The 24289-nt window shown below is 65.5% G+C and carries 20 protein-coding genes and 2 tRNA genes; 12 read left to right on the forward strand and 10 right to left on the reverse strand.

The window, feature by feature from the left end; genetic code table 11:
- Window positions 1-125: 125 nt before the first annotated feature.
- The 5 genes from gyrB (at window position 126) to H292_RS0117725 (ending at window position 6733) form a co-directional block, all read left to right on the forward strand.
- Complete coding sequence (gene gyrB, locus H292_RS0117700) at window positions 126-2165, forward strand: DNA topoisomerase (ATP-hydrolyzing) subunit B (RefSeq protein WP_026347781.1); 2040 nt, start codon at window positions 126-128, stop codon at window positions 2163-2165.
- Between the two features lie 62 nt (window positions 2166-2227).
- Window positions 2228-4774: a DNA gyrase subunit A gene (gyrA, locus tag H292_RS0117705; RefSeq protein WP_020112254.1), complete on the forward strand. Its 2547-nt coding sequence runs from the start codon at window positions 2228-2230 to the stop codon at window positions 4772-4774.
- Window positions 4775-6256 carry a DUF3566 domain-containing protein gene (locus H292_RS28615; RefSeq protein WP_231383866.1) on the forward strand — a complete coding sequence of 494 codons (1482 nt, stop codon included), beginning with the start codon at window positions 4775-4777 and terminating at the stop codon, window positions 6254-6256.
- 112 nt (window positions 6257-6368) lie between these two features.
- A tRNA-Ile gene (locus H292_RS0117715) sits at window positions 6369-6442 on the forward strand.
- A 218-nt stretch (window positions 6443-6660) separates the two neighbouring features.
- A tRNA-Ala gene (locus tag H292_RS0117725) sits at window positions 6661-6733 on the forward strand.
- Window positions 6734-6869: 136 nt separating this feature from the next.
- On the opposite strand, the gene H292_RS0117730 is transcribed toward H292_RS0117725, so the two are convergent.
- Complete coding sequence (locus H292_RS0117730; protein ID WP_020112257.1) at window positions 6870-7079, reverse strand: hypothetical protein; 210 nt, start codon at window positions 7077-7079, stop codon at window positions 6870-6872.
- 230 nt (window positions 7080-7309) lie between these two features.
- On the opposite strand from H292_RS0117730, the gene H292_RS0117735 reads away from it, so the two are divergent.
- From H292_RS0117735 to H292_RS0117745, 3 genes are all read left to right on the forward strand, one after another.
- A complete protein-coding gene (locus H292_RS0117735) occupies window positions 7310-8257 on the forward strand; it encodes an acyl-ACP desaturase (RefSeq protein ID WP_020112258.1) in 948 nt (315 codons plus the stop codon).
- A gap of 138 nt (window positions 8258-8395) precedes the next feature.
- Window positions 8396-9451, forward strand: coding sequence for a GGDEF domain-containing protein (locus H292_RS0117740; RefSeq protein ID WP_020112259.1), 1056 nt, complete (start codon window positions 8396-8398; stop codon window positions 9449-9451).
- A 64-nt stretch (window positions 9452-9515) separates the two neighbouring features.
- Window positions 9516-11135 (forward strand): alpha/beta hydrolase, encoded by a 1620-nt coding sequence (locus H292_RS0117745; RefSeq protein WP_020112260.1) that lies wholly within the window; start codon window positions 9516-9518, stop codon window positions 11133-11135.
- A gap of 3 nt (window positions 11136-11138) precedes the next feature.
- Here the strand turns inward: H292_RS0117745 and H292_RS0117750 are convergent, their stop codons facing one another.
- On the reverse strand, window positions 11139-11588 hold the full coding sequence (locus tag H292_RS0117750) for a hypothetical protein (protein WP_019665042.1): 450 nt from the start codon (window positions 11586-11588) through the stop codon (window positions 11139-11141).
- A gap of 81 nt (window positions 11589-11669) precedes the next feature.
- On the opposite strand from H292_RS0117750, the gene H292_RS0117755 reads away from it, so the two are divergent.
- Entirely contained in the window at window positions 11670-12197 is a 528-nt protein-coding gene (locus tag H292_RS0117755) for a peptidylprolyl isomerase (protein WP_019665041.1), read from the forward strand.
- Window positions 12198-12239: 42 nt separating this feature from the next.
- Window positions 12240-13151: a rhomboid family intramembrane serine protease gene (locus H292_RS0117760; protein ID WP_019665040.1), complete on the forward strand. Its 912-nt coding sequence runs from the start codon at window positions 12240-12242 to the stop codon at window positions 13149-13151.
- Between the two features lie 39 nt (window positions 13152-13190).
- Here the strand turns inward: H292_RS0117760 and H292_RS0117765 are convergent, their stop codons facing one another.
- Both H292_RS0117765 and crgA read right to left on the reverse strand, forming a co-directional pair.
- Entirely contained in the window at window positions 13191-13673 is a 483-nt protein-coding gene (locus H292_RS0117765) for a PH domain-containing protein (RefSeq protein ID WP_170947521.1), read from the reverse strand.
- A gap of 57 nt (window positions 13674-13730) precedes the next feature.
- Window positions 13731-13994 (reverse strand): cell division protein CrgA, encoded by a 264-nt coding sequence (crgA, locus tag H292_RS0117770; protein WP_019665038.1) that lies wholly within the window; start codon window positions 13992-13994, stop codon window positions 13731-13733.
- A 275-nt stretch (window positions 13995-14269) separates the two neighbouring features.
- Here crgA and H292_RS0117775 point away from each other — a divergent pair, with 275 nt between their 5' ends.
- Complete coding sequence (locus H292_RS0117775) at window positions 14270-15025, forward strand: DUF881 domain-containing protein (protein ID WP_019665037.1); 756 nt, start codon at window positions 14270-14272, stop codon at window positions 15023-15025.
- A 29-nt stretch (window positions 15026-15054) separates the two neighbouring features.
- Window positions 15055-15696 carry an aminodeoxychorismate/anthranilate synthase component II gene (locus tag H292_RS0117780; RefSeq protein ID WP_019665036.1) on the forward strand — a complete coding sequence of 214 codons (642 nt, stop codon included), beginning with the start codon at window positions 15055-15057 and terminating at the stop codon, window positions 15694-15696.
- A gap of 194 nt (window positions 15697-15890) precedes the next feature.
- Here H292_RS0117780 and pknB read toward each other — a convergent pair whose 3' ends face one another.
- The 6 genes from pknB to H292_RS0117810 are packed head-to-tail and all read right to left on the reverse strand — an operon-like array spanning window position 15891 to window position 24158.
- Window positions 15891-17825, reverse strand: coding sequence for a Stk1 family PASTA domain-containing Ser/Thr kinase (gene pknB, locus H292_RS0117785; protein ID WP_020112261.1), 1935 nt, complete (start codon window positions 17823-17825; stop codon window positions 15891-15893).
- On the reverse strand, window positions 17822-19294 hold the full coding sequence (locus H292_RS27240; RefSeq protein WP_179278584.1) for a serine/threonine-protein kinase: 1473 nt from the start codon (window positions 19292-19294) through the stop codon (window positions 17822-17824). The genes pknB and H292_RS27240 overlap by 4 nt, the downstream gene beginning before the upstream one ends.
- 7 nt (window positions 19295-19301) lie before the next feature.
- On the reverse strand, window positions 19302-20789 hold the full coding sequence (locus tag H292_RS0117795) for a peptidoglycan D,D-transpeptidase FtsI family protein (RefSeq protein WP_019665033.1): 1488 nt from the start codon (window positions 20787-20789) through the stop codon (window positions 19302-19304).
- The gene (locus tag H292_RS0117800; RefSeq protein ID WP_026347777.1) at window positions 20786-22243 is read right to left on the reverse strand and encodes an FtsW/RodA/SpoVE family cell cycle protein; all 1458 of its coding nucleotides are present in this window, start codon (window positions 22241-22243) and stop codon (window positions 20786-20788) included. Before H292_RS0117800 ends, H292_RS0117795 begins: the two co-directional genes overlap by 4 nt.
- Window positions 22243-23697: a PP2C family protein-serine/threonine phosphatase gene (locus H292_RS0117805; RefSeq protein ID WP_019665031.1), complete on the reverse strand. Its 1455-nt coding sequence runs from the start codon at window positions 23695-23697 to the stop codon at window positions 22243-22245. The genes H292_RS0117800 and H292_RS0117805 overlap by 1 nt, the downstream gene beginning before the upstream one ends.
- Complete coding sequence (locus H292_RS0117810) at window positions 23694-24158, reverse strand: FHA domain-containing protein FhaB/FipA (RefSeq protein ID WP_020112263.1); 465 nt, start codon at window positions 24156-24158, stop codon at window positions 23694-23696. The genes H292_RS0117805 and H292_RS0117810 overlap by 4 nt, the downstream gene beginning before the upstream one ends.
- Between the last annotated feature and the right edge of the window lie 131 nt (window positions 24159-24289).

Here is a 24289-nt window from a genome sequence, read left to right on the forward strand (position 1 = left end):
CGGCCTACCCGCAGGGTGAGGCAGGACGGCCGAGCAGACTCGTGCGGTGGCACCACCCGGTGCCCACACGGCAGCACCCATTCGGTGCGAGGGGGACCTTGACGCTGAAGGAGAACAACCGAATCGTGGCTGCCGAGAAGTCGGGTAAGACCGAGAACAAGGATTACGGCGCTTCGTCGATCACCGTGCTCGAGGGACTGGAAGCAGTTCGCAAGAGGCCCGGTATGTACATCGGATCCACTGGTGAGCGAGGCCTGCACCACCTGATCTGGGAGGTCGTCGACAACTCCGTCGACGAGGCCATGGCCGGATACGCTTCCACCGTCGACGTCACCATTCACGAGGACGGCAGCGTCGAGGTCAAGGACGACGGTCGAGGAATTCCCGTCGCCACGCACGCCTCCGGTGTTCCCACCGTCGAGGTCGTCATGACGCAGCTGCACGCCGGTGGAAAGTTCGACTCGGACTCGTACGCCGTGTCCGGTGGTCTGCACGGCGTCGGCATCTCCGTGGTCAACGCTCTCTCCACCAAGGTGGAACTCCAGATTGCTCGCGACGGTCACCGCTACACGCAGACGTACGACTACGCCAAACCAGGGCCGCTCGAGACCGTCGGCGACACCGAGGACACCGGCACGATCGTCCGCTTCTGGCCGGACGGCAAGATCTTCGAGACACTCGATTTCAGCTTCGACATCGTGCACCGTCGCCTCCAGGAGATGGCGTTCCTGAACAAGGGACTGACCATCAACTTCACCGACGAGCGCGTGGCAGCAACCGACGCCAGCGAGGAAGAGCTGGCCGAGACCGCGGAGGCACCGAAGTCCGCGTCCGAGGAAGAAGCTCAGGCCGTCGAGGCCAAGCCTGCCAAGGTCAAGAAGCGCACCTACCACTACCCCGACGGCCTCGTCGACTTCGTCAAGCACATCAACAAGACGAAGACGTCCATCCACAACTCCGTCGTCGGCTTCACCGCCAAGGGTGAAGGCCACGAGGTCGAGATCGCGATGCAGTGGAACGCCGGCTACTCCGAGTCGGTCCACACGTTCGCCAACACGATCAACACGCACGAGGGCGGCACGCACGAGGAAGGCTTCCGTACCGCGCTCACCTCGACGGTGAACAAGTACGCAGCGGACAAGAAGCTCGTCAAGGAGAAGGACGGCAAACTCACCGGCGACGACATCCGCGAGGGTCTCGCCGCGGTCATCTCCGTTCGCGTGGGCGAGCCGCAGTTCGAGGGTCAGACCAAGACGAAGCTCGGCAACACCGAGGTCCGCTCGTTCGTGCAGAAGGCGTGCAACGAGCACCTGGCGCACTGGTTCGAGTCCAACCCGGCCGACGCGAAGACCATCATCAACAAGGCCGTGTCCTCGGCTCAGGCCCGTATGGCCGCGCGCAAGGCGCGAGAGTTGGTGCGACGCAAGAGCGCAACGGACATCGGTGGCCTTCCCGGCAAGCTCGCCGACTGCCGCTCCAACGACCCGAGCAAGTCCGAGATCTACATCGTGGAGGGCGACTCCGCCGGTGGCTCGGCCAAGTCCGGTCGTGACTCGATGTACCAGGCGATCCTCCCGCTCCGCGGAAAGATCATCAACGTCGAGAAAGCGCGCATCGACCGCGTTCTGAAGAACAACGAGGTCCAGTCGATCATCACCGCGTTCGGCACCGGTATCCACGACGAGTTCGACATCACCAAGCTCCGCTACCACAAGATCGTGCTGATGGCCGACGCCGACGTGGACGGCCAGCACATCTCGACGCTGCTGATGACGTTGCTGTTCCGTTTCATGCGTCCGCTCATCGAGCACGGCCACGTCTATCTGGCCATGCCGCCGCTGTACAAGTTGAAGTGGAGCCGCGGCGAACCCGACTTCGCGTACTCCGATCGCGAACGCGACGGACTGCTCGAGGCCGGCATCGCCAACAAGCGCAAGATCAACATCGAGGACGGCGTCCAGCGTTACAAAGGCCTCGGCGAGATGAACGCGAAGGAACTGTGGGAGACCACGATGGATCCATCGGTGCGCGTGCTCCGATTGGTCACCCTCGACGATGCCGCCGCCGCGGACGAGCTGTTCAGTGTCCTGATGGGCGAGGACGTCAGTGCCCGGCGCAGTTTCATCGCCCGCAATGCCAAGGACGTCCGCTTCCTGGACGTGTGACGAACTTTCACGCACTACTTGAAATTCGTTACACCTCTTAGACTTTCGCTGAAGGAGATTCCATGTCGGACATAACCGAGCCTCCTGTCGGGCCTCCCGGACAGACCACGAACGCCGAGGGCGGCGACCGCATCGATCCGGTCGACATCCAGCAGGAGATGCAGCGTAGCTACATCGACTACGCGATGAGCGTCATCGTCGGCCGCGCACTTCCCGAAGTACGCGACGGCCTCAAGCCCGTGCACCGTCGTGTGTTGTACGCGATGTACGACTCCGGCTTCCGCCCGGACCGCAGTTACGTCAAATCCGCACGCCCCGTTGCCGAAACGATGGGTAACTACCACCCGCACGGTGACACCTCGATCTACGACGCGCTGGTGCGTCTGGCTCAGCCCTGGTCCATGCGGTACCCGTTGGTCGACGGCCAGGGCAACTTCGGCTCCCGTGGCAACGACGGCGCGGCTGCCATGCGATACACCGAGGCACGTCTGACGCCTCTCGCCATGGAGATGTTGCGGGACATCGACGAGGAAACCGTCGACTTCATCCCCAACTACGACGGCAAAACCCAAGAGCCGACGGTACTTCCGTCGCGGGTGCCCAACCTGCTGATGAACGGCTCCAACGGCATCGCCGTCGGTATGGCCACCAACATTCCGCCGCACAACCTGCGTGAACTCGGCGACGCCGTCTTCTGGGCACTCGACAACCACGAGGCCGACGAAGAAGCGACCCTCGCCGCGTGCATGGAACGCGTGAAGGGCCCCGACTTCCCGACCCACGGCTTGATCGTCGGCGGGCAGGGCATCCAGGATGCGTACTCGACCGGACGCGGATCCATTCGCATGCGCGGCGTCGTCGAGATCGAGGAAGACTCCAACGGCCGCACCACGATCGTCATGACCGAGCTGCCGTACCAGGTCAACCCGGACAACCTGATCACGTCGATCGCGGAGCAGGTGCGCGACGGCAAACTGGCCGGCATCTCCAAGATCGACGACGAGTCCTCGGACCGCGTCGGCATGCGCATCGTCGTCACCATCAAGCGCGACGCCGTCGCGAAGGTGGTGCTGAACAACCTCTACAAGCACACCCAGCTGCAGACGAGTTTCGGCGCGAACATGTTGTCGATCGTCGACGGTGTGCCGCGCACCCTGCGTCTGGATCAGATGATCCGCTACTACGTGGCTCATCAGCTCGACGTCATCATCAGGCGCACGCGATACCGGCTGCGCAAGGCCGAGGAGCGCGCTCACATCCTGCGCGGACTGGTCAAGGCACTCGACGCTCTGGACGAGGTCATCGCCCTCATCCGTCGTTCGCCGACCGCCGACGACGCCAAGGCCGGCTTGATCGAACTGCTCGACATCGACGAGATCCAGGCCGACGCCATCCTCGCGATGCAGTTGCGTCGTCTGGCTGCCCTCGAGCGTCAGAAGATCATCGACGAGTTGGCCGAGATCGAACGCACCATCGCCGACCTGCAGGACATCCTGGCCCGGCCGGAGCGTCAGCGTCAGATCGTCCGCGACGAGCTCGGCGAGATCGTCGAGAAGTACGGCGACGACCGTCGTACCCGCATCATCGCCAGCGACGGAGACGTCAACGACGAGGATCTCATCGCCCGCGAGAACGTCGTTGTCACCATCACCGAAACCGGCTACGCCAAGCGCACCAGAACCGACCTGTACCGCTCGCAGAAGCGCGGCGGCAAGGGAGTGCAGGGCGCGGGACTGAAGCAGGACGACATCGTCAGCAAGTTCTTCGTCTGCTCGACGCATGACTGGATTCTGTTCTTCACCACCAAGGGCAGGGTCTATCGCGCCAAGGCGTACGAGCTTCCCGAGGCCAACCGGACGGCCCGCGGGCAGCACGTCGCGAACCTGCTGGCGTTCCAGCCCGACGAGCGCATCGCGCAGGTCATTCAGATCAAGACTTACGAGGACGCGCCCTACCTGGTGCTCGCCACCAAGGGTGGGCTGGTCAAGAAGTCCAAGCTCACCGACTTCGACTCCAACCGAAGCGGCGGCATCGTCGCGGTCAACCTCCGCGGCGAGGACGAACTGGTCGGCGCTGTGTTGGCGTCGTCCGACGACGACCTGTTGCTGGTGTCCGCTCAGGGTCAGTCGATTCGCTTCTCCGCAACCGACGAGGTTCTGCGTCCGATGGGTCGCGCGACCTCCGGTGTCCAGGGCATGCGGTTCAACGGCGAGGACGAGCTGTTGTCGCTGAACGTGGTGCGGGAGGGCAAGTACCTGCTGGTGGCCACCTCCGGTGGCTACTCCAAGCGCACCGCGATGGAGGACTACCCGGCGCAGGGCCGCGGCGGAAAGGGCGTGCTGACGATCCAGTACGACCCGAAGCGTGGCACCCTGGTGGGGGCTCTTATCGTCGACGACGAGGACGAGCTGTACGCCATCACCTCCAGTGGTGGTGTAATCCGGACCGCAGCGAAGCAGGTACGGAAGGCCGGTCGACAGACGAAGGGCGTTCGGTTGATGAATCTCGGGGAAGGCGACACACTGCTCGCTATTGCCCGTAACGCCGACGAAGCCGAACCCGAGCCCGGCGCCGCCGGAGACGAAGACGACGCACCGAAGGAGTCGTAAGTGAGCACTCCCAACAGGCCTGGCAGCAGGCCCGTTCCGCCCAGCGACGCCGAGCAGCCACGCACTTCTGCGCGGCCGCAGCCGGCGGTTCGCCCCGGAACGCCGCAGAACGGCGGCGGGCGTCCTCCGTCGCGACCCGGTGCGCCGGCCCCTCAGCAGGCCGGTCCTCAGCAGGGCGCTCCACAGCAGTCCGGTTCTCAGCAGTCCGACCCACGGCAAGGGAACGGTGCGCGTCCCGCCGGCGGCGATCGGCAACCGCCGAGCCAGCCGGCGCGTCAGGCACCCGAACGCCAGGCACCCGAACGTCAGGGAGGTGCTCCGGAAACCGCGAGGACGTCCGACGGCTCGGCGCGTGAGCAGGCAACAGCTCGGCCTCCTCAGCCGTCGGCAGCGCCCCAGCCGCCGACGACTCAGCCGCCGACGACTCAGCAGGCTCCGACTCAGCAGGCTCCGGCATCGTCACCTCAGCGTCCGGATCAGCGTCAGCCGGAGAACCAGCGGCCCGCGGAGGCACCGAAGTCGCAGCCGCAGAATCAGCCGCGTCCGCCTGCACCGGCACGCCCGGCTGCTGCCCAACAGCCGCCCACCGAGGCGGCACCGCGGGTGGACAACGAGCGTCCGTTCGATCCATTGGGTGCGGGTGACGTCACGCAGCCGGCGGCGGGTGGCTACAAGAACGGTCCGGGACCGGTGCGCAGTGCGCCTGTCCAGAACGGTTCGGGTCAGGGCGCACCTCCGTGGCAGCGCGGTCCGGCGAACGGCGCACAGAGCCAGCCGCAGACCAACCTGTCGGCGCGCGGCGGAACGTTGCCGCCGGTCGGACCGGGCGCTCAATCGGGCCAGCCGGGACAGTCCGGACAGCCAGGCGACGATCGTCGTGGAACCCAGGCAGGGGCCGCAGCAGCAGCCACCGCCGCAGTGGGCGCCGAGAGTTCGGCGGACAGTTCACAGCGTCGCGAAGCAGCCAAGACGAAGGCCGCCGGCATCGACGGACCGACGCGGCACATCGAACGCAAGGATCTGGCGAAGGACATGCCGGACCTGTCGGAGGTCCGGCACACGGCACCGGCGTCGGAGACGCAGCAGATCGCTCAGCCGGTCGCCATCGCAGCGCGTGAGGACGGAACTCCTCTGCGTGCCACGATTCAACTGCGCAAGATCGATCCGTGGTCGACGCTCAAGATCTCCCTCGTCATCGCGGTATCGCTGTTCTTCGTGTGGATGGTCGCAGTCGGGCTGCTGTACGCGGTTCTCGACGGAATGGGTGTCTGGGATCGCTTGAACAGTGCGTTCACCGACATCGTGTCCGAGTCGGGCGACGGTGGATTGGTCAGTGCCGGACAGGTATTCGGCTACGCCGCAGTGATCGGTGTCATCAACGTGGTGTTGTTCACGGCGTTGACGACCATCGGATCGTTCATCTACAACTTGTCCTCCGACCTGGTCGGGGGCGTCGAAGTAACCCTCGCGGATCGGGACTGAACCAGGTCGCTCGAGAGTGCCGGATCGAGCCGTTTTGGAGTACGGCGGTTCGATGCGGTAATCTCTCTCCTCGGTTCGGAAAGAGAAATCTTCTGTCCGAATCGAGGTTCACGGGCCTATAGCTCAGGCGGTTAGAGCGCTTCCCTGATAAGGAAGAGGTCGGAGGTTCAAGTCCTCCTAGGCCCACACCGAGCAATACGGAAGAGGGACATGATCATGAAAATCCTTCTTCTGATCGGTGCAGTGATAGCAGTCGTGTCGGTAGCGTCGAAGGTGCGGTCCCTCCGCAACAGTGACGGTGTGTGGCACGAGGTTTCCACTCGCTGATCGTCCGCACGGAGGCGTCAGGACCAGGAAATTTCGAGTTCGAGATTTCGTAAGGTACTGTTCGCTTGCACCACCCCGGGGCCTTAGCTCAGTTGGTAGAGCGCTGCCTTTGCAAGGCAGATGTCAGGAGTTCGAATCTCCTAGGCTCCACAATTAGATAGCTCCACAATTCGATAGCTTTACAGATCGACAGTGACCCCGATACGCGAATGCGTGTCGGGGTCACTGCGTTGTGGGGTCAGTGCGTTGTGGGTCCGATTTCATCCCGAGGTGCGTGTGTCAGGGTTCAGGTCCCTGATATGCAGTCGGCAGCAGCGCGGCTGTCCGTCCGGGTGTGGTGGGTGGGAACGGATTCCTCGTCGGGACGGAAGTAGTTGTATCGGTAGGGGCTGGCCCAGAGTCTGCTGACCGAGCTCGAGGTCTGGTGCCGCACGTAGGTGGTGGCGGCGACGTGGATGAATCCGAGTACGAGTACCAGTGCGAGGAAAGTTGCCATGGTGCAAGTGTCGATCGGTGCAGGCCACGTCGAACAGTGGCAGTTATGTCATGCTTCCGCGAAAAACTGCCAATGTCTGTGACGGTGGCCAAGCGGCCGCGGTCCGGATGTGGAGATTCCCAGACAACCGGCGGACGGGGGACCGGGCGCCGGGGACTGCTCTAGCGTCAGCGCGTATCAGGCCACCTCGGACGCGACGTGCGTATCGAACTCGTGAACAGGAATCAGCGATGCGCAACCTCGATCACACCGAACTGCTGACCGAACTCGAGGCGACGATGGAGCTGAACCTCGACCGCCACCTCGCGATAGCGAAGGAATGGCATCCCCACGACTACATTCCGTGGGACGAAGGCAGGAACTTCGCGGCGATGGGCGGTGACGACTGGGACGAGTCGCAGTCGTCACTGTCCGACCTGGCGCGTACGGCGATGATCACGAACCTGCTCACCGAGGACAACCTGCCGTCGTATCACCGAGGTCTGGCGGACAACTTCTCGCTCGACGGGGCCTGGGGTACGTGGGTCGGTCGGTGGACGGCAGAAGAGAACCGGCACGGCATCGTGATGCGGGATTACCTCGTCGCGACCCGAGCGGTGGACCCTGTGGAGCTCGAACGGGCACGGATGCAGCACATGACCACAGGCGTCGACGCTCCGATGGACGGTGCGAACTTCCTGCATTCGGTCGCCTACGTGACGTTGCAGGAGCTTGCGACGCGTGTGTCCCACCGCAACACCGGCCATGCGTGCGGTGACCCGGTGGCGGACCGAATGCTGGCTCGAATCGCCGCGGACGAGAACCTGCACATGATCTTCTACCGGAACCTCGGCGAGGCCGCGCTCGACCTGACACCGGATCAGACGGTGCGGGCAATCGCCGACGTCGTGACGGACTTCGCCATGCCGGGACTCAACATGCCCAACTTCCGCAAGAATGCGATGTCCCTGGCCAAGCACGGAATCTACGATTTACGCCAGCACCTCGACGAGGTACTGATGCCGGTCCTGCGGAAGTGGCGCATCTTCGACCGCACCGACTTCGGGCCCGGCGGCGAGCAGGACAGGGATCGCCTCGCGGCATTCGTCGAGCAACTCGGGGTGAAGGCGACCAAGTTCGAGGAGTCGCGCGATCGCCTCCTTGCCCGCGAGTCGGCTCGAGCCGAACTGGTGTCCTAGCTTTCTCCCCCTCGGCTCGTTCCCTACGGTTCACCGGGTTCGCTTCGCGTTCGGATGTCGGCGGAAGGTGTTAAAGTCCCGCACGACAGACGTCGCCGTCGACGCTGGATGCGATGTTCTGGGGGAGGTGGGGCGGCAATGCTGGATCGTCTGATGGCGAAAACTCGAAAGCTGGACGAGTCCGCGCTCACCCTTCTGGTGTACATCGGGGGCACGACGGTTCTGTACGCGGCAGGGGGAAGCGCGTACTGGCCGAGCGCAAATACCTGGGCGCGGTGTGCGGTTCTCGTGTCCCTGATTCTCGGTGTCGCGGCGACCGTCATGTTGATGCGGTTGAAGGGTCCGAGCCCCAAGCGCACGATCGGTCATGTCACCTTCATGGGGATCGTTGCTGTCGCACTGTCCTTCTCGGCCAGCAACACCTTGCCGACGTACCTGATCTGTGTCCTGGCGACGATGTTCCTCGGCATGCACATCGGCGCTTTCTGGTCCGAGCGCAACGCCGGGATGTGGGTGGGCGCGCTTGCGGTGTTCGCGGTACTCGGCGCCGCGGCAGGCCCGTTCGAGTCCTCGTTCATCGCGTACGTGCTCATTGCCCTCGGCGTCGTGGGTGCCACCGAAGTGTTCGGGGCCTTCGCCAGGCGCATGCGGTACACCGCCACGCACGATGCGCTCACCGGATTGTTGAACAGATTCGGCTTCGAGTCCAAGGTCGCCAAGATGTTGCCCGTATGCGCGGCGCGCGGTCTGTCGGTCAGCATGGCCGTTCTGGACCTGGATCATTTCAAGGACATCAACGACGAGTACGGGCACATCGCAGGCGATGTCCTTCTCACGCGCGTGTCGAAGGCCTGGAAGGCGGAGTTGAGCCGACGGGACGTGCTGGGCCGTCTGGGCGGCGACGAGTTCGTGCTCTTCATGCCCGGAGTGCTCGAGGCCGAGGCGTGGCAGATCATCGACCGTCTTCGGCGTGCACATCGTGTCGAGTGGAGTGTGGGCATCGTCTGCATGCCTGCTGCGCGTCGCTGGGCGGAGATCTACCGCGCGGCCGACGCCGATCTGTATCGAGCCAAGCGAAGCCGTCCTCCCAAGTCGGCCCGCCCGTCCGCCCCGTCCGCCCCGCCCCGCCCGTCCACACCGCCCCGGCCGGGCACGTCGGGGCCTGAACAGTCGGAGTGGAGAATAGCGCGCTGACGTTGCTCCACAGATTTCATCCACAGGCTGTGGACAACGCTCCGCAGCCTGGCGCCGGGCGGGGTTGACTGTCAGTCATGTCGATCGCGTCCGCGTCGACCTGACCGACATCGGGGTGGATGTGTTGTTGTGGAACGAAATTCAGCGATGGCAACCGTCGGAGATCACCCTGCTGGGTGCGCGGGTTGCACGGACGGCCGACTCTCTCGCCTCCACGGTCGGCGAGATCGAGGCCGCCGTTGCACAGCTCGGGTGGAGCGGAGACGCGGCTGATGCCGCACAGTTCTCGGTGTCGCACCTGATCGCGGACTACCGCGCTCACGCCGACGAGCTGGGTCGCATCGCCCGCGCTGTGACGACGTTCGCGAAACAGGCCCATCCTGTGCGGGCCGCGCTGCGAGAGTGCGACAGCATCGGCGTCGAACACAGGCTCGAGATTTCCGATTCGGGAACGGTGGCCGATCCGCTGACGACGTACTCCGTCGCGGCCGAGGATGCGTTCGACCATGCACGCGATCGTCTCAGGGTGATACGTGAGCTCGAGGCCCGAGCCCGGCAGGTGATCCGTCGTGCCACCGACATCGACGTCGCAACGGCCGCTGCGCTTGCCGCGGACGTCGATACAGCCCCGGACGTCTTACCCACGCCGACAGCGGCAGCAGCGGCGAACAACGTGTCCTGGCAGATGGCGAGTCCGGCGGAGCGAACGGCACTGCTCGTCCGTGATCCCGGCGCTGTCGGGAATCTCGACGGCGTTCCGGCCGAGGTACGCGACGCCGCGAATCGGAGGCTCCTGATCTCCGAGCGAGCGCGTCTGGAATCGGTTGCCGACGACCTCGCTCGGACGTTCGACGGCAACGTCTTCGGCGGGCTGTTCGACGACGCGGACGCCGGTCTCGCTCAGACCGAGAAGCGGTTGAAAGCACTCGACGAGATCGAAGCCGTTCTGGCACAGGGTAATCGCCAATTGCTGGTGCTGGACAACACCAGCGGTGAGGACACGTTGGCGGCTGTTTCGGTGGGTAACGTGTCGACAGCCACTCACGTCGCCGTGTTCGTCCCTGGACTGGATTCCGATATCGGCGGCGATGTCGGGCGCTACGACTCCGACATGGACGCGCTGGCTGCGACTGTGCGAAGCGTGCTGCCCCCGGACGAATCGGTGGCGTGCGTGACGTGGATGAATTACGAGGCGCCGCATCTCGGCTGGAACCTGCTCGATCCGACGCGCACAGTCGTCTCGCCGATGGCGGCCGCGGTCGGCGCTCCCCGCTTGGCTGCGTTCCTGGATGGTCTCGACGCCTCACGCACCGACGATCCGCATCTGACGCTGCTGGGGCACTCGTACGGCTCTCTCACTGCCGCGCTCGCCCTACGAGGGGTGTCCGGCGTGGACGATCTCGTGGCGCTGGGCTCACCCGGTCTCGGCTTCGACGACATCTCGGCACTCTCGGTACCGCCGGGACACACGTTCGTGGCGGAGGCGCGTGAGGACGTCGTCGCCGATACGGGGTTCTTCGGATCGGATCCGAGTGAGCTCGACGGTGTCAGGCCACTGGCGACACGGTCCGACGGAGGTCTCTCGGACAGCCGAGGCCACAGTGAGTATCTGACGGACGGCACCGTCACACAGCGAAACGTCGGCCTGGTGATCGCGGGTCGAGCCGGTGAGGCGAGCGGCTAGACGCTACGTCTGCTGCGGGGTGTCCGCGCGCGTCGCGGCCTGTGCGGACGATCCGTTCACCGGGGACTCGCTGTAGTCCTCGAGGCTCGGCGGAGCGTCCGCCGGCGGGTCGAACGCGTTTCGCCGCTTGGACACGAGCACCGCGATGCCTCCGGCCGCACCCAGAACTGCGCCGACCGCGACGATCTTGCGTGTCGGAGTACCGAGCAGCGACGGGCCCGAGGAGGTCTTCGACGCACGGGTCTTCGCCGTCTGGATCTTCGACGATGCCGAGGTCACTCGACGGACTCGGCGACGGGCGGCTTCGCGTCGGGCCAGCGCGTACGCCCGGTTCGCCAGCTGTAGTCCGACGCCTGCGGATCCGGTTCCGAAAATTTTCGCTGCCTTGACGAGGGTGCCCCCGGTGCTCACGGCGACATCCCGGAACTGCGCAGACTTCGTTGTGCTCGTCATGCCCCCACTGTTCCACATCCTGTGCGGCCACATCCGACCGTCCGCGACCGGCCGACGAGCGCGGGGTGGCACGATGGTGGGGTGAGCACACCAAACAAGACATCAACGGCAACGCTGCACACCAACCGCGGCGACATCGTCATCGAGCTGTTCGGCAACCACGCGCCGAAGACCGTCGAGAACTTCACCGGCCTCGCGGACGGTTCCAAGGAGTACACGACGTCCAACGCGTCGGGCTCCGATTCCGGTCCGTTCTACGACGGCGCGATCTTCCACCGCGTCATCGACGGCTTCATGATCCAGGGCGGAGACCCCACCGGCACCGGTGCAGGTGGCCCCGGCTACAAGTTCGCCGACGAGTTCCACCCGGAACTCCAGTTCGACCGCCCCTACCTGCTGGCCATGGCCAACGCCGGACCGGGAACCAACGGATCGCAGTTCTTCATCACCACGACGAAGACGCCGCACCTCAACCGCAAGCACACCATCTTCGGTGAGGTCACCGACGAGGCGTCGAAGAAGGTCGTCGACGCTATCTCCGGCACTCCCGTCGGACGCGGTGACCGTCCCGTCGACGAGGTCGTCATCACCAGCGTCACGCTGGCCTGATACCTCGAGTTTCAACTCTTTTTCGAAGAGGAGCATCGGTAGATGACGAACCCCGGCTGGGGTGGCGCGTACGGCGATCAGCCCACTCCACCTCAGTCGAGGTGCGTCCGACACCCTGACCGACCCACGGGCCTTGCGTGCTCGCGGTGCGGTCGTCCCGCGTGTCCACAGTGCCTGCAGGCAGCGGCCGTCGGGCAGCACTGCGTCGACTGCGTACGTGCAGGCAACGCGCAGGTCCGTCGTGCACGCACCGTCGCCGGCGGGTCTGCGGACTCGACGTACGGTCTGGTCACGTACGTCATCATGGCGCTGAACGTTCTGGCGTTCGCGGCGACGGCCCTGCAGTCCCGCAGTGTCATGGACAACACCGGCGCGTCGTCGCTGTACGAGTCCTTGGCCTTGTTTCCGCCTGCCGTCGCGCTCGGAGACTACGAGCGGCTGATCGGTAGCGGATTTCTCCACTACGGCTTGATTCACCTGCTCGTCAACATGTTCGCGCTGTACATCATCGGTCGCGACGTGGAAGCGATCCTCGGAAAGACCCGCTACATCGCGGTGTACGTGGTTTCTCTCGTCGGCGGTAGTGCGTCGGTGATGCTGCTCGAGGACCCGTTCACCGCGACGGTCGGCGCATCCGGTGCCATCTTCGGCCTACTGGGTGCACAGGCGATCATCCTGCTCAAACTCCGCCGGAGCCCGACGCCTGCGCTGGTCGTGATCGGCCTCAACATCGTCATCAGCATCACCATCCCCGGCATCTCGCTGTGGGGACACATGGGTGGCCTGGTCGCCGGTGCGCTCGCGACGGCGGGCATTCTGTTCGTTCCCGCGCGGGTGCAGAACCGTCGGACCCGCAGCTACCTCGGATGGGCGGCCGTAGCCGCGGTCGCAGTGGTGGCGCTCGCGGTCATCGCCTTCCGGGTGCTCGACCTCCGGTCCCGAATGGGCCTCTGACGCTCTGCCTGTCTCCGGGGGCCGGTGTCGGGAGTGCTGTCAGCGCTCCTCGACGAATCCGCGTTGCTCGAGGGCGTCGTACACGTTCTGGGGGCTCGTCCCCAGATCCCACCGGCCGAAGATCACGAGTCGATCGTCGTCCTCGCCCGGGTGGCGGACGTTCAGCTCGAGCATCGGAACGCGACGTCCCAGCCGGGGGTACGGCACCAGCGTGATCCGGGAGATTTCGTCGCGCGTGTACGTGTGAATGCCGGACAACCGCTTCACGGACAGCCGTCCCGCCGAATCTATCCACAGGCGCGGTCGCTGATACGCAGCGAGACCGGCGATTATCCACAGGCCCAGGGCGCCGATCGAGATCAGCACGCGGCCCGCTGGATCGTTGTCGGTGAGAAATGCGGCCACGAGCAGGGCAAACCCGCCGACGGTCAGTGCGATCACCGCAGGCAGGGGCGTCGCCCACGACAAGTTGTCCACATTCTGTGGATGGCTGCCCGATTCATCCACAGGCTTTATCCACATTGGGGATGAATAACATGTGTGTAAGTAGATCGGCCGGACGACGGTAGGGCGACGCCGTCATCGCCACTTCATCGTCATGACGAGACCGACCACCATGAACCCGAAGCCGATCAGGAAGTTCCATGCTCCGAGGCTGTTCATCCACGAGATGTCCTCGGCGGCCAAGTAGTAGACGAGCAGCCACAGGAGCCCGACCAGCATGAATCCGAGCATCACGGCAACGTAGAACGGGCTGGACGGGCCCGACGCCACCGAACCGGGCGTACGCGTCCCGGGAGCGATCACATAGTCCTTCTTCTTGCGTACCTTCGATTTCGGCATTCCTCGCCCTTTCGTCGTCGCGGTCTTCGTCTGGGTGTGCACGGAAGCGGTGCCTGTGGATACCGGACTGTGAACAGCTGTGGACAATCGCGGACCGGCCTGTGGATGAACACGGCCGAGTCGCCACTGCGTGACCTTGCGGCCCGCGGAGATCCCCCGAGCAGGTAGCGTTCGGTGCTGTCACATGATCACGGCAGCCTGAAGGCCCAACTGCGTGCACATGTCCTGTACACGCTAGCTCAGCGGAAACGCTGGGGAGAGCACCGGAGGATTTCATGGCTTCGGACAACGACCGCTCGGGCGTGCTCGCGTCGCGCGCGTGGCAGGTGATGGTGGTCGTCGTGTGCCTTCTCGTCGGTGTGCTGTTGTCCACCACGCGGCAGTTCTCCAGCGGTGACGAGATCCGTCGGACCGACACCACACGCCTGTCGACGCTGGTCAGATCAGCTCAGGATGATGCGGACCAGGCCGAGAACACGCGGGACGAGCTGGCGGCGCAGGTCGAGCAACTCCAGCGGGAAGCCGGTGCCGGAGACTCCGACGTCGCCGACGCGCTCGCCGGCGTCGGCCCACTGTTGGCGCCTGCCGGGCTCGAGGCGGAGTCGGGCCCGGGAGTCGTGGTGACACTGACCGATGCACCGAGGGGAAGCGACGGGCGGTACGCCTCGGACGCATCCCCGGACGATCTCGTGGTCCATCAACAGGATGTGCAGAGCGTTCTCAACGCGTTGTGGTCCGGCGGCGCTACCGCGATCGCGATGCAGGACCAGCGGGTCGCCGGCAATGTCGCACCCCGGTGCATCGGAAACACGCTGCTGTTGGGCGGGCGGACGTACAGCCCGCCGTACATCGTCACCGCGCTGGGCGACGCGGCCGCACTGAACGCCGCTCTCGACGCCGAGCCGGGTGTGCAACTCTTTCGCCAGTACTCGGTCCGATACGGCCTGGGTCTCACCGTCGGAGCCTCCGACGATCTGACGGTGCCCGCATACCAGGGGTCTCTCCGGCTGCAGTTCGCCCAGCCAGGATGACCGACAGGCCGTGACCTATTCTGGGGCGCATGCGCATCCTCGTCGTCGACAACTACGACAGCTTCGTCTTCAACCTCGTCCAGTACCTGGGCCAGCTTGGAGTCGACGCAACGGTCTGGCGCAACGACGATCCGCGCTTGGACGACCGCGATGCCGTGGCCCGCGACTTCGACGGCATTCTGCTCAGCCCGGGACCAGGCACTCCTCAGCGTGCGGGAGCGACGATGGATCTCGTCACCGCCGCCGCGAAGGAAAGGACCCCTCTGTTGGGGGTGTGCCTCGGGCACCAGGCGATCGGGGCCGCGTTCGGTGCGACGGTCGACCGCGCGCCGGAACTACTGCACGGCAAGACCAGCTCGGTGAATCACGATGGCATCGGAGTCCTCGAAGGGCTGCCGCAACCGTTCACCGCTACTCGGTACCACTCGCTGACGGTGCTTGCCGACACCATTCCCGACGAGCTCGAGGTGACGGGCCGAACCGACTCGGGTCTCGTGATGGCCATGCGGCACAAAGACTTTCCGATCCACGGTGTCCAGTTCCACCCGGAATCGATCATGACCGAGGGCGGGCACCGAATGTTGGCGAACTGGTTGAAGGTATGCGGGGCGGAAGCCGACGACGCGTTGGTGGATCGGCTCGAGGCCGAGGTAGCGCTGGCGTTTCGGTAGCAGCGAACGTGCCGATGTGACGGCCATCGGGCGCCCGTCGAACCAACCTGCACATCCCGCCGCTCGAATCCGTACGTGCACGCACCGCGGCGGGCATTTTGCTCCACTGTTCGGCCGAAGTCGGCAGGACGTGCACTTTTCGCCCCGATAGTGGAGGTTTTTGCCCGCTCGCCGTGTGTGAACGAGAGCGAACGTCAGCGCCCCGGAATTCCCAGGGCGCCGACCGTGACGTTGACGGTCTGGGTCTTGGTGATTTCCGACCCGGCTGGTTCGGCCTGATTGACGATGCGGTTCACGACGGTCGGGTCGAGCTGGACCTCGGTCGTGGTGCTGATGTTGGACGTCGTGCCGGTCCAGCCTGCGGACTCGAGGGCGGACAGTGCCTGGGACACCGTCAGACCGAGCAGGTCCGGCATCGGGATCTTGTCGCCGTTGGACACTCGCAGGGTGACGGTGTCACCTTCGACTGCGTTGGACCCACCTGCCGGGCTGGTCGAGACGACCTCTCCCACGGGTTGGCTCGAGTCGATGTTCTCGACCTGAACTCTGAATCCGGCGCCTTCGACGTTCGGCTGCGCCACGGCGATCTGCTGGCCGACGACGTCCGGCACGCGGATCTGCGCGGGACCGGAGCCGAGGGTGATCTTCACGGACGATCCGACGGTGATGCCGACCCCCGACGACGGATTTTGCTCGACGACCTTGTCGAGGTTCTCCGGCGTCGACGGTGCACGTGCGCGGGTGCCGTCGAGTTCGAGGCCCAGCGCGGACAGGGCCTGTGCGGCCTGCTGTTCGGTCTTGCCGGTCAACTGCGGCACCTGAACCTGCTCGGGTCCGGTCGACACCTCGAGGTTGACGGTGCTCTTGGAGTCCACTTCGGCGCCTGCGCCTGGTCTGGTGGTGATGACGTCGCCGGATGCGACGGTGGCGTCGGGCTTCTCCTGGATCGCGACCCGCAGGTCGGCCTCCTGGAGGCGTGCTTCGGCGTCGGACGCGGACAGGTTGGACACGTCGGGGATCGCGACGCGGTCCGGTGAGGAGCCGGGGCCCAGAGACCACAGGAACGCACCCACGATTCCTACGATCACCAGTGCCGCGACGGACAGAAGGGCGATCCTGACGCCGCGGTGCCGCGGCTCGGAGTCATCGGAGTCCGCGTGGCGCCCGGTGCTCGTGCTGTCGGCGGAGTCGGCGGTCGCCTTCGCTCGTGGTTGCGGTGCACGTGCGTCCATGGCGCCGAGGATCGTGGTGCGATCCTCGTCGTTCATGACGGTCGGTGCACTGGGGCGTTGCCCACCGAGGACGCGGACCAGATCGGTACGCATCTCCGCGGCGGACTGATAGCGGTTGGCGGGGTTCTTGGCCATCGCCTTGAGGATGATCGAGTCGAGTTCGCGCGGAACGTCTGGGTTGACGCGTGACGGAAGCTCGGGATCCTCACGGACGTGCTGGTAGGCGACGGCGACGGGCGAGTCACCCTTGAACGGCGGTTCCCCGGTGAGGATCTCGAACAGGACGCAGCCCAGCGAGTACACGTCCGACCGTGCGTCGACCTGCTCGCCCCTGGCCTGTTCCGGCGACAGGTACTGCGCGGTTCCGATGACGGCGGCGGTCTGCGTCATCGGGCTCGAGCTGTCGGCGATGGCGCGGGCGATGCCGAAGTCCATGACCTTGACGGCGCCGGCGTTGTTGATCATCACGTTCGCCGGTTTGACGTCGCGGTGGACGATTCCGTTGCGGTGCGAGAAATCCAGCGCAGCGCAGACGTCGGCGATGACTTCCATCGCGCGCCTGGCGGGCATCGGACCTTCGGCGCGCACGATGTCCCGCAGTGTGCTGCCGTCGACGTACTCCATGACGATGAACGGAAGCGGTCCTGCTTCCGTCTCGGCTTCACCGGTGTCGTAGACCGCGACGATCGCGGGATGGTTGAGTGCGGCCGCGTTCTGGGCTTCGCGACGGAAACGCAGGTAGAACGTGGGGTCGCGGGCGAGGTCGGCACGCAGGACCTTGATGGCGACGTCGCGGTCGAGGCGGTTGTCGCGCGCGAGATGAACCTCGGACATGCCACCGAATCCGAGAATCTCGCCCAGCTCGTAGCGGGACGAGAGGTTGCGGGGAGTCGTCATGGCTGTCCTAGTCGATCAAAGAAGGGTCGATCGGTGGGGGGTCGATCCGAGAATTCGTCCGCTGCGGCGGCGCCGTCCGTGGTGCCCGACGCCTGAGGTTCTTCCTCCTGGCCGCCGCCGATACCGGGGATGGACGGCAACGTGAACGACGGGATGGTGATCCCGCCGCGGCTCGTCGTCGTGGTCTCCGAGGTGGTGGTCGGTTCGGTCGTCGTCGGTTCCGTCGTGGTCGTCGTGGTGGTGGTGGTCGTCGGTTCCGTGGTGGTCGTCGTCGGCTCGGTCGTGGTGGTGGACGGCTCCGTGGTGGTCGTCGTGGTCGTGACCGGCTGCTGAGACGTCGTCGGCGGAACGAACGGCGCGGGAGTTTCGTCCTCCCGATTCAGCAACACGAACCCTCCGATGACGATCGCGAGGAGCAGCAGACCTCCGCCGCCCCAGGCGAGGGCCTTCTGCGCCGAGGACATGCCGGTCTGTTCGGGTACCGCAGGCGCAGCGGCACCTGTCTGTGGGCCGGTGTAGCGGTTCTGCGACGTCGGCATCATCTGCGTGCTGGTCGGCGTCGGCGCCGGTACGACGCCCGGCATCATCACTCGACCCGTGCCGGGTCCCCGGCTGGTACCGGGAGCGGGCGGCCTCCGGCCCGCGCGGACGGCGGCGACGGCGTCGGCGAATTCACCGCCGTTGGCGTAACGCTGTGCCGGGTCCTTCGCCATCGTGATCTCGATGAGCTCTCGGACGCCTGCAGGGAGGTCGGCGGGCAGCGGGGCAGGTGTCTCGCGCACGTGCTTCATCGCGACCGTCAAAGCCCCGTCGCCGACGAACGGGCGTGTCCCCGACAACGCCTCGTACCCGACGACTCCGAGCGAGTAGACGTCGGATGCCGAGGTGGCTTCCTCACCCAGGGCCTGTTCCGGCGCGATGTACTGCGCGGTGCCCATCACCATGCCGGTCTTCGTGACCGGGGAGGCGTCGACGGCCTTCGCGATTCCGAAGTCGGTGATCTTCACCTGGCCGGCCGGGGTGATCAGGATGTTTCCCGGCTTGACGTCGCGGTGTACCACTCCCGCGGTGTGGGCGACCTGCAGTGAACGCCCGGTCTGCTCGAGCATGTCGAGAGCATGACCGAGGGGGAGCCGGCCGATGCGTCCGAGGACGGCATTGAGGGGCTCGCCGTTGACGAGTTCCATCACCAGGTACGCGAGGGACTCGCCTGCTTCGTCGCGGGTCTCGCCGTAGTCGTAGACACCCGCGATGCCGGGGTGGTTGAGCTGGGCGGTGGTCCGGGCTTCGAAACGGAAGCGCTGCAGGAACTCCGGGTCTTCGGAGAACTCGGCCTTGAGCACCTTGACGGCGACCTTGCGATCGAGGCGGTTGTCCATCGCCTCCCACACCTGGCCCATTCCGCCTGTCGCGATCAGTCGTAGCAGGCGGTAGCGCTGTGCAATGACTGCACCGTTCTTCAGTGGCACGAGATGGTCACCTCCCCTGCAATCCGGCAGCGATGACGGCGCGACCGACCGGAGCTGCGACCGACCCACCGGTTGCGGCGAGGGCGCGGTCGCCGCCGTCCTCGACGATTACTGCGATTGCGATCTTCGGATTGTCGGCGGGCGCGAACCCGATGTACCAGGCGTGCGGCGGTGTGTTCCGCGGATCGGTGCCGTGCTCGGCGGTTCCGGTCTTCGACGCGATCTGCACGCCCGGGATCTTGCCTTCGCCGCCGGTGTTGTTCTCCGACCCGATCATCAGGTCGGTGAGCGTCTTCGCGGTTTCGGGACTGATCGCCTCGCCTGCGGACTGCGGGACCGTCGTCGACAGGTTGGACAGGTCAGGGGACTGCAGCTGGCTGACCAGGTGCGGGTCCATCCGTACACCGGAGTTGGCGACGGTCGCCGCGATCACCGCGTCCTGCAACGGCGTCAGTGCGACATCGCGCTGTCCGATGCTGGACTGACCCAGGGCGGCATCGTCGGGGATCTGGCCGATGGTGCTGTCCGCGACAGGCAGCGGCAGCGACGTCGTCTCGCTGCCGATTCCGAATGCGCTCGCCGTGTCCTTCAGTGCGTCGGCGCCGGTTGCGATACCGAGCTCGACGAAGGCGGTGTTGCACGAGCGCGCGAAGGCCTCACGCAGCGTCGCCGTCGGGCCGCCGCCGCAGGTGCTTCCGTTGTAGTTCTCGAGGGTGGTCTCGGTGCCGGGCAGCGTGATGGTCGGGGCCGCCGTCAACTGGTCGTCGGGTGTTGCACCGTTCTGGAGGGCCGCGGCGGTGACGAGCACCTTGAACGTCGACCCGGGCGGGTACGTCGCCGAGATGGCGCGGTTCAGAAGCGGTTTCGCGGGGTCGGCGTTCAGTGCGTCCCAGGCCTCGGTGGTCTGCGCGCCGTCGTGGCTGGCCAGCAGGTTCGGGTCGTAGCTCGGCGAGCTGGCCATCGCGAGGATGTTGCCGGTCGACGGTTCGATCGCCACGACCGATCCGGTGTATCCGCGGGAGAACAGCTGATCGTAGGCGACCTGCTGGACGACGGGATCGATTGTCGTGACGACGTTGCCGCCGCGTGGGTCGCGTCCGGAGATCAGGTCGAACAGGCGGCGACCGAACAGGCGGTCGTCGGAGCCGTTGAGTACTTGATCCTCGGTCCGCTCGAGGCCGGTGCTCGAGTACAGCATCGAGTAGAACCCGGTGATCGGGGCGTTGGCCATCGGGCTGTTGGGCGCCAACTGGTTCGGTGGATAGGTACGCAGGTACTTGTACCGATCGTCGGTGGCGATCGACGCGGCGAGGACCTGGCCGCCGGCCGAGATCTGACCGCGTTGGCGGGAGTACTCGTCGAGCAGGACTCGGGAGTTGCGTGGATCGGACCGTAGGTCGTCGGCCTTGATGACCTGCAGGTACGTGGCGTTGAGCAGCAGCGCGACGACCATCACCATGACGGCGACGGAGACGCGACGGAGCGGAGTGTTCATGAGCGCTTCACCATCTCGGTCGGTGCCTCGGCGATGGGGGCGGCCGGTGCCGGCTTCTTCTTCGGCGTCGCGGGTTCACGTGCGGCGTCGGAGATCTTGATCAGCAGGGCGACGAGCAGGTAGTTGGCGAGAAGAGACGATCCTCCGTAGGACAGGTACGGCGTGGTGAGGCCGGTGAGCGGGATGAGCTTGGTGACGCCGCCGACGACGACGAACAACTGGATCGCGACGGTGAAGGACAGGCCTGCGGCGAGGAGTTTGCCGAAGCTGTCACGCACCGCCAACGCAGTCCGCAGACCACGGATGATGAAGACCAGGTACAGGACCAGCACCGCGGTGAGTCCGATGAGGCCGAGTTCCTCGCCGATGGCCGCGATGATGAAGTCGGTCTTCGCGAACGGCACCTGCGACGGACGTCCGCTGCCGAGGCCCGTTCCTGCGAGACCACCGGTGGCGAAACTGAACATCGACTGGACGATCTGGTAGCCGGTGTCGTTGTAGTCGTCGAACGGGTGCAGCCACGTGTCGGTACGGATCTTGACGTGGCCGAACACCTGGTACGCGAACAGGAACCCGACGAGCAGCAGGCCGAAACCGATGATGAGCCATCCGACGCGTTCGGTCGCGATGTAGATCATCACCAGCACGGTGCCGAAGATCAGCAGCGACGAACCGAGGTCCTTCTCGAACACGAGAACACCGACGGAGACGATCCACACCAGAAGGATGGGCCCCAGGTCGCGGGCGCGGGGGAAGTCCATGCCGAGGAAGTGCTTACCGGCGGTGGTGAACAGTTCACGCTTGGCGACCAGCAGCGACGCGAAGAAGATGAGCAGCAGGATCTTCGCGAACTCGCCCGGCTGAATGCTGAACCCCGGCAGCCTGATCCAGATCTTGGAACCGTTGACCTCGGAGAACGCCGATGGTAGGACGGCCGGGATGGCGAGCAGCACCAAACCGCACAATCCGACGGTGTAGCTGTACCGAGCGAGGGTGCGGTAGTCGCGGAGGAGAACGAGGAGCGCGATGAAACCGGCGATGGCCAGGGTTGTCCACAGGACTTGCTGGTTGGCGTCGGGAGACGGAATCTCCTGTCCCAGATACGCAGCCGACTGCTGGTCCGCGAGATCCAGTCGATGGATCAACACCAATCCGAGCCCGTTGAGCAGCGCCACGATCGGCAGCAGCAGCGGGTCGGCGTACGGAGCGAACCGGCGTACGGCCAGATGAGCGACTGTGACCAGCGCGAGGTACGCCAGACCGTACTTCGCCAGATCCCACGTGATCGCCTGTTCCTGGCTCGCTTCCACCAGAACGAGCGACAGCGTCGTGATGAGCACTGCGATACCGAGCAGAAGCAACTCGATGTTGCGGCGATTGGACTGGACCGGAGCAGGCGCGAATCCGCCCGGTGGGCTCGGAAAGGACGCCCCCACAGATGGATTGGAGCTCATCAAGTACCGGTCCTGCAGTTCTGACCCGGCAACTGGGTGACCGTGGGTGCCGGAGTGGTCGTGGTCGGCGGCGCCGCAGGATCGGCAGGCGGCGCGGCCGGGTCTGCGGGCGGTGCAGGAGGTGCCGCCGGATCCGCGGGCGGCGCGGCGGGCGTCGGCGACGGAGTGGTCTGGCTCGTCGTCGAGGCGACCTCGTCGCACGGCGGGAGAAGATCTCCCGAGGCGAGGCGGTTCATCTGACTGTCGACGTCGTCCAGCTTGCCCGACGGCAGCCCCGCGCGCACCTGCTCGCGGGCGGCAGGAGCGAGGTCGTCGACCTGGAAGACGGTGCAGTCGGCGGGAACGGTGTCGGGTGCGCTCAACGTGAGTGCGCCCTCGTCGCCGAGGCATCCGATGCTGTGCACGGATTGCAACGAGTATCCGAGGATCGAACCGGGCACACCGCGCATCACGGCGACGCGGCCGTTGTCCTCGCCCACGTAGTAGTTGCCACGGATGGCCGCATTGGCGACGAAGGCGCCGCCGACGAGCAATGCGACGACGGCGAGAGCAACGAGCGTCCACCGCAGCTTGTGCGACTTCTTCTCCGGCACCGGTGCAGGCGTCGTCACCCGCTTCGGTGTGGTCCGGGGTGGGCGCATGGCCGCGGCGCGTCCGGCTGCCGTGTTCGGCGGCGGAGCGTCTTCCTCGTCCTCGGTGCTGGCTGCGCCGCCGAGAATGGGCGAGCTCTGCCCGTAGTCGATGTCCACGACGTCGGCGACGACGACGGTCACGTTGTCCGGACCGCCACTGCGCAGCGCCAATTCGATGAGGCGGTCCGCGCACGACGCGCAATCGCCCTCGTTCATCGTGTTCTCGATGGTCTCGTCGCTCACGACGTCGGACAATCCGTCGGAGCACAGGAGATAGCGGTCTCCGGCTTTCGCTTCCCGCACGGTCAGCGTCGGCTCGATCTCGTTGCCGGTCAACGCGCGCATGATCAACGAACGCTGCGGGTGCGTATGTGCCTGTTCGGCGGTGATCCTGCCCTCGTCGACGAGGGATTGGACGAACGTGTCGTCGCGGGTGATCTGGGTCAGCTTGGTGTCGCGGAGCATGTACGCGCGGGAGTCGCCGATGTGGCAGAGCCCGATCTTCCTGCCTGCGAACAGAATTGCGGTCAGGGTTGTGCCCATGCCGTCGAGCTCGGGCTCGTCCTCGACCTGATCGGCGATGGACGCGTTGCCCTCGCGCGTCGCGGCTTCGAGCTTGCCGAGGAGGTCGTCGCCCGGTTCGTCGTCGTCGAGGTGCGCGAGCGCGGCGATCATCAACTGCGACGCCACCTCGCCTGCCGCGTGGCCGCCCATGCCGTCGGCGAGGGCGAGAAGACGCGCACCGGCGTAGACGGAATCCTCGTTGTTCGAGCGCACCAAGCCGCGATCACTGCGGGCGGCGTATCGCAGTACCAGTGTCACGGGCGCAGCTCGATCACGGTCTTACCGACACGCACCGGCGTGCCGAGCGGAACTCGAACTGCCGTCGTCACCTTCGCGCGATCGAGGTAGGTCCCGTTGGTCGAACCCAGATCCTCGACGTACCAGTCGCCGCCGCGTGGCGAGATTCGAGCGTGGCGAGTGGACGCGTAATCGTCGGTCAGCACGAGCGTTGAGTCATCCGCGCGGCCGATGAGAACCGGCTGGGTACCGAGTGAAATTCGTGTTCCGGCGAGACCGCCCTGTGTCACCACTAGATTCTTGGCAACCTTCTGTTTGTTGAACGACGGGAGAACTTTCGACCCGCCCGAGTACCGCGCAGGCATCCGCATGCCCGACGCCGCGTAGATGTCGCTGCGAAGCGTGCGAAGTACGGCCCAGACGAAGAACCACAACAACAGCAGAAAGCCTGCCCTGGTCAACTGCAGAATCAAGCCCTGCACAGCCGTCCACCTCCTTCGCAGGTCGTACTTGGTCGGCGTCGCGGGCGTACGCCGGGATCTCCCCCCGAGTCGCCAGCGATCGTAATGACACGACGTCTCACGCAGCATCCTAAGGGGAAGCTGCGCGTGTC

Source organism: Rhodococcus sp. 114MFTsu3.1 (assembly GCF_000383555.1).
In the GTDB taxonomy this organism is placed as follows: domain Bacteria; phylum Actinomycetota; class Actinomycetes; order Mycobacteriales; family Mycobacteriaceae; genus Rhodococcoides; species Rhodococcoides fascians_E.

Coding starts and splice junctions, on each gene's coding strand:
- gyrA (WP_020112254.1), top strand. CDS start 2,228: ATGTCGGACATAACCGAGCCTCCTGTCGGGCCTCCCGGACAGACCACG.
- H292_RS0117730 (WP_020112257.1), bottom strand. CDS start 7,079: ATGGCAACTTTCCTCGCACTGGTACTCGTACTCGGATTCATCCACGTC.
- H292_RS0117735 (WP_020112258.1), top strand. CDS start 7,310: ATGCGCAACCTCGATCACACCGAACTGCTGACCGAACTCGAGGCGACG.
- H292_RS0117740 (WP_020112259.1), top strand. CDS start 8,396: ATGCTGGATCGTCTGATGGCGAAAACTCGAAAGCTGGACGAGTCCGCG.
- H292_RS0117750 (WP_019665042.1), bottom strand. CDS start 11,588: ATGACGAGCACAACGAAGTCTGCGCAGTTCCGGGATGTCGCCGTGAGC.
- H292_RS0117760 (WP_019665040.1), top strand. CDS start 12,240: ATGACGAACCCCGGCTGGGGTGGCGCGTACGGCGATCAGCCCACTCCA.
- H292_RS0117765 (WP_170947521.1), bottom strand. CDS start 13,673: ATGTGGATAAAGCCTGTGGATGAATCGGGCAGCCATCCACAGAATGTG.
- crgA (WP_019665038.1), bottom strand. CDS start 13,994: ATGCCGAAATCGAAGGTACGCAAGAAGAAGGACTATGTGATCGCTCCC.
- H292_RS0117775 (WP_019665037.1), top strand. CDS start 14,270: ATGGCTTCGGACAACGACCGCTCGGGCGTGCTCGCGTCGCGCGCGTGG.
- H292_RS0117780 (WP_019665036.1), top strand. CDS start 15,055: ATGCGCATCCTCGTCGTCGACAACTACGACAGCTTCGTCTTCAACCTC.
- pknB (WP_020112261.1), bottom strand. CDS start 17,825: ATGACGACTCCCCGCAACCTCTCGTCCCGCTACGAGCTGGGCGAGATT.
- H292_RS0117795 (WP_019665033.1), bottom strand. CDS start 20,789: ATGAACACTCCGCTCCGTCGCGTCTCCGTCGCCGTCATGGTGATGGTC.
- H292_RS0117800 (WP_026347777.1), bottom strand. CDS start 22,243: ATGAGCTCCAATCCATCTGTGGGGGCGTCCTTTCCGAGCCCACCGGGC.